This is a genomic window from Streptococcus cristatus (assembly GCF_001588905.1).
GTDB lineage: Bacteria > Bacillota > Bacilli > Lactobacillales > Streptococcaceae > Streptococcus > Streptococcus cristatus_N.
In genome coordinates, this window is the sequence record NZ_LAWH01000054.1 from 1 (window position 1) to 531 (window position 531).

Genomic DNA, 531 nt, shown 5'->3' on the forward strand with positions numbered 1-531 from the left:
GCGCCAGCTTTTCCATCCTTACCATCTTTAACAATGGTAGATGAGGTTACTTCGTCTGGATCCAATTGGCCGTTGCCGTTCTTATCCAGACCAACTTTAACTGTGTGTGTACCGTCGTTGTTGTCTACGACTTGAGCTAATGATGGCTTACCATCTTCACCTTTGGCACCAGTTGCGCCTGTAGCACCAGTTTCACCTTTAGCTCCAGTCGCTCCGGTCGCGCCAGTTGCACCTTTATCGCCTTTTGGTCCTGCTGCACCTGTGGCTCCGGTTGCGCCAGTTGCGCCCTTATCGCCTTTTGGTCCTGCTGCACCGGTGGCTCCGGTTGCGCCTGTAGCACCTGTTGCGCCCTTATCGCCTTTTGGCCCTGTTGCGCCAGTGGCTCCTGTAGCTCCTTTATCACCTTTCGGGCCTGCTGCGCCAGTGGCTCCTGTGGCTCCAGTTGCGCCCTTATCGCCTTTTGGTCCTGCTGCACCGGTGGCACCTGTGGCTCCAGTTGCGCCTTTATCGCCTTTTGGTCCTGCTGCACCG

At 56.5% G+C, this 531-nt stretch carries 1 protein-coding gene; it reads right to left on the reverse strand.

Annotated features, from left to right (window positions below):
- The coding region (locus tag A0765_RS09215) for a collagen-flanked surface repeat-containing protein (RefSeq protein WP_442684629.1) at nucleotides 1-531 on the reverse strand (531 nt) is incomplete at both ends.